Origin of the sequence: Deinococcus rhizophilus (assembly GCF_030271215.1) — a bacterium.
GTDB classification, from domain to species: domain Bacteria; phylum Deinococcota; class Deinococci; order Deinococcales; family Deinococcaceae; genus Deinococcus; species Deinococcus rhizophilus.
The window spans coordinates 1-3,734 of record NZ_JASNGB010000235.1 but is presented as its reverse complement, the minus strand read 5'-3'; the positions used below and the strand labels follow the sequence as shown (position 1 = coordinate 3,734).

The 3,734-nt window shown below is 63.1% G+C and carries 6 protein-coding genes; 1 reads left to right on the top strand and 5 read right to left on the bottom strand.

The genetic code is table 11. The annotated features are described in order from the left end of the window. Positions 1–136: 136 nt before the first annotated feature. The 5 genes from QOL99_RS15765 to QOL99_RS15745 all read right to left on the bottom strand — a co-directional run bounded on the left by QOL99_RS15765 (position 137) and on the right by QOL99_RS15745 (position 3,054). Positions 137–550 carry a hypothetical protein gene (locus tag QOL99_RS15765; RefSeq protein WP_285525219.1) on the bottom strand — a complete coding sequence of 138 codons (414 nt, stop codon included), beginning with the start codon at positions 548–550 and terminating at the stop codon, positions 137–139. Positions 551–955: 405 nt separating this feature from the next. Then, on the bottom strand, positions 956–1,171 hold the full coding sequence (locus QOL99_RS15760; protein ID WP_285525217.1) for a hypothetical protein: 216 nt from the start codon (positions 1,169–1,171) through the stop codon (positions 956–958). After that, positions 1,168–1,506 carry a hypothetical protein gene (locus QOL99_RS15755; RefSeq protein ID WP_285525215.1) on the bottom strand — a complete coding sequence of 113 codons (339 nt, stop codon included), beginning with the start codon at positions 1,504–1,506 and terminating at the stop codon, positions 1,168–1,170. The genes QOL99_RS15760 and QOL99_RS15755 overlap by 4 nt, the downstream gene beginning before the upstream one ends. A 236-nt stretch (positions 1,507–1,742) precedes the next feature. Beyond that, positions 1,743–1,991 (bottom strand): hypothetical protein, encoded by a 249-nt coding sequence (locus QOL99_RS15750; RefSeq protein ID WP_285525213.1) that lies wholly within the window; start codon positions 1,989–1,991, stop codon positions 1,743–1,745. Between the two features lie 241 nt (positions 1,992–2,232). Further along, positions 2,233–3,054, bottom strand: a complete 822-nt coding sequence (locus QOL99_RS15745) for a transposase (RefSeq protein ID WP_456318871.1) — start codon at positions 3,052–3,054, stop codon at positions 2,233–2,235. Between the two features lie 339 nt (positions 3,055–3,393). Between QOL99_RS15745 and QOL99_RS15740 the strand changes: the two genes are divergently transcribed. After that, on the top strand, positions 3,394–3,663 hold the full coding sequence (locus QOL99_RS15740) for a transposase (protein ID WP_285525211.1): 270 nt from the start codon (positions 3,394–3,396) through the stop codon (positions 3,661–3,663). Positions 3,664–3,734 lie beyond the last annotated feature (71 nt).

Below are 3,734 nucleotides of genomic sequence, written 5' to 3'. Positions count from 1 at the left end.
GGGCAGGTACATCGCGAGCGCCTCGGCGGGGTCGGGTTGGCGGGGCGGATGGGGGCGTCGGGATCGGGACATGAGGCTCCTGGGGGCTGGGGTCGTTACGGAGTTGGGACGCGCTGACTGTGGTGGGAAGACGCGATCAAGAGGGGCCTGGAGGTGGCAGCGTGTGGCCCTGCTGGAGCAGCAGGCGACTCAGGTGTTCGAGGTCCATGACATGCACCCAGGCGTCCGGTGAGGAGCGGTCCGGCAGGGCGTGCCACTCCAGCGCGTGCTCGCTTCCGTTCGCCGCTGCTCGGAAACTCAGACCGTCAACCGTGACCGGTTGGGCAGGTTGCGCGTCCTCGGGCACCGTGGCTTGTGCCTGATCGGGGGAGAGTTCGCGGGTGTTCACGAGTGCCCGAACGAGGCGAGTGCGGGCGGCCTGACGGTGGGCTTCCCTGGCCGCAGCGAGCTTGACCTGGTGGCGTTGTCCGTCGGGGGAGGCGGCGTGGGTGAGGCGCCGGGCGCGTTCGTCGGCAGTCGCTTTCGGGGCGCGGTCGGTGAGGCTGGGCATGCGGAGTCGTTCTCCTTCAGAGGCCGGAGTCCTCTGGAGAGTCGGGTTGCACCGTAATCGTGCAGGGGGCTTTGTCGGCTCGCCGCTGCGCCTGGAAGGTCGTGCGTAGCCCCTTGGCGGTGGGGGCACCCTTGTGGAGTTCGAGGCCATAGCGCTGGGCGGCGCGTGCGGCGCACTCCTTGCGCGTGGCGTTTTCCAGGTGAAAGCGGTGGGTGCGGCCGTCGATGTGGACCGTGATGCGATGAAGGAAATAGGGCGTGGGCAGGGGGTCTCCTTTCGCTCCCTGGTATGACCTGGGGGAGCGTAGAGGGACCTCTCGCGGCGGCGCGGGGAGGGGCCAGGTCCGCCACAGGAACGCGCCCCGTCCGGGGGTCCGGAGGGGCGCGTGGGGAGTGGGGTTGGGCGTTAGAGCAGGGTAGCAGCGGGGAGGCCGTACACGAGTTCTCCCGTCTCCACGTCGCGGCCGAGGCGGGGCGCGAGGAGCGTCGGCGTGACGGGCAGGGCGTCCGGAGCGGTGGGGTCGAAGGGGAGGCGGAAGGTGACGAGGGCACCGGGGCCGTCTTGCTTGAGGGCGTCGCCTGCACGTTGCTGGAGGTGGGCGCGGGTCTGGGGTGGGGTCATGTCTGGCCTCCGGCACGGATCTCGTGAACGTTGTGGGTGGGGGTCTGACCGGCGAGGAGGGCTTCGATGCTGGTGTCGAAGGTGGTGTGGACGCGGTAGTGGCCTCGGGCGAGCACTTCGATGGCAACCGGGAAGATGCTGGGGTCGCTTTTGACGCCCTCGCGGATGCCGAGAAGGGGCCAGAAATTCTGGCTGCCGACAACGCGGATCCACAGTTCAGGGACCACCGACTTCCCATTCGTGGCTTGCGGAACCTCGCGACGGTCGACGGTGAAGCCCCCGAAGTCGTCGTAACTCCTGTGTGGTGTGAGGACCGTCAGGCCCACCGGGCTCATCTGAGTGCATTGTCGGCAGAAGAGGGCATCTCTACATTTGCAGTTGGGTTCACTGCCGGTCGCCTCGGGTTCAGCGCTAGGGCGCCCCCGGTCGGCGCCTGAGGCCGAATCACGAGGGCGCCATCGATGGGGTCAACGGTGATGGGGGCGCCGTCGAGAGTCTCAGGCAGGCCAGCAGCCAGGTGGTGGGTCAGTCCGTCACTGGCTCTCTGGCCGGTCATCTCCATCCTGTGGACTCAAATGCCCGCAGCGTTCAGCAATGCCCCCAAGACGATCCGTGCTTGACCGGCCTCGACTGCTTCATCCACGGTTCTGTCCCCGAACACGGCGTGACGATGGGTCATGAAGTACTCGACGCCTTCGTCCGTGCCGTTCACGGCCCGGGCAGCCTTACGGATGTCCTCGACCGTGATGGTCTCCTGGTTGCTGATGGCAATAAGGTCGATGCCGTGATCCGGAATCACATGAATGCTTACACCCTTCATAGCGCCCTCCTGCTTCCAGGGTAGGCAGCGGGGCCAGGAGGGACTGTGGCAAACCCATACCGTCGCTGGTCCACAACCATCCCTTGCACAACTCCCCGATAGCCTCTCAGGAATGCTCCGCGGACCATCGTGCGGTTCGTTCGGCCCAGTCCTGTTGATTGATAGCTTGCGCTGCACCGCAAGCCTTCGTGCAGCTGGTCGCCTTCGCTGCCCTCAGTACCTGAGATCTTGCAGTTTGCGCTCACAGCCGCAAAACGCCTTCCAGGACAGTTCGAATGCTTAAGATCTCCGCCTCGAGCTCAGCAAGGCGCACCAAACCGCAGAACTGAACCCGAACTCGGCCCGCGAGTTCGCCCCAATCTGGCCAGGGAGAAGTCCGGTGACCGGATTCCACATCCTCGAGATCCTGAAAGTGACAGAGCAGAAAACTCAGCAAGCAAAGGCAGAAGTAGCGCAGGACGCCACGCCGGGTTTGTTGCCCAAATCTGTGAAGCCCGAACCGACTTTTCAACGTCTTAAACAGGGCCTCAATTCTCCAGCGTCGACGGCCTTTCTTGCGGATGGTTGAAGGTGTCCACTGTACGGTGGACACCACATACCGTTTTTCCTTGCCCCTTCCCGTCTTGGTCGGGAGCCAGACCCAATACAGCCAGAGAGGGATCTGCGGGAGGTCCTTGAGGAAGATAGCCTGCCCTTGACGACGGACCTGACGGATGGCCAGACCCGTGTCCATAACCTTGTTGGCCTGAATGCTGACGGAGACGGTCAAGCCCAAATCAAGGACCCCAGCAATGAACTTCCGACCACTGAACCCAGCATCTGCCAGAACATGCAGGGCCGTACGGCCCTTCCGGAACTCAACCGGGAGACGAGCGAGCATCTTGAGAGCCAATTCAGCCGGTGAAGTCTGGTGTTTGCCACGCCAAATGAGGAATGACCAGGGGAGTCGCACCTCTCCACAACAGATGTAGAGCACGACCAAATGCACGCCGGTCACACCATTGAAGCGGTGTGTCCAACCGCCCAACAGAGGGAATTTTCCCTCTTTGGGGAGGGAGGTCATGTCCACAATGAGTTCGATGTTGGGAAAGCGCCCTGTGAAACGGCTGCGGTAAAGCTGGAATTGCTCTAACGCATGGCGGCGCATGGCGCGGATGATCGCGCGGAGATCCCATTCGTAGTGATTGAGAAAGCGGCTGATGGCTGCAGGCGACTTNAGCTGGAATTGCTCTAACGCATGGCGGCGCATGGCGCGGATGATCGCGCGGAGATCCCATTCGTAGTGATTGAGAAAGCGGCTGATGGCTGCAGGCGACTTTGGAGTGCCCCCCGAAAACTGGACGGTCAGGACTAGAGACTCAGGCTCGCCCCCAGCCCTAGGCTGGAAAGCGAGGCCACCCTTGTGAAAACCCGTCAGTTCTCCGAAGACCAGATCATCAAGCTGCTCCAGGACGCCAAAAAGGGCGATAAGCCTGTCGAGGAGCTTTGCCGCGACCTGGGATGCAGCACCGCGTCCTACTACACTTGGAAGAAGAAGTATGGCGACACCAGCGCTGACCAAGCCCGCAGGCTTCGTCGCTTGGAGAAGGAAAACGCCCGTCTCCTGCGGATTGTGGGTCAGCAGCGTCTAGAAATCGACGCGATGAAGGACGTGATTCAGAAAAAGCGGTGACGCCCACCGAGAAACGCGCCGTGGCAAGGCAACTCGTCACGGCACGGATCAAGCCCGAACGGGCTTGCTTC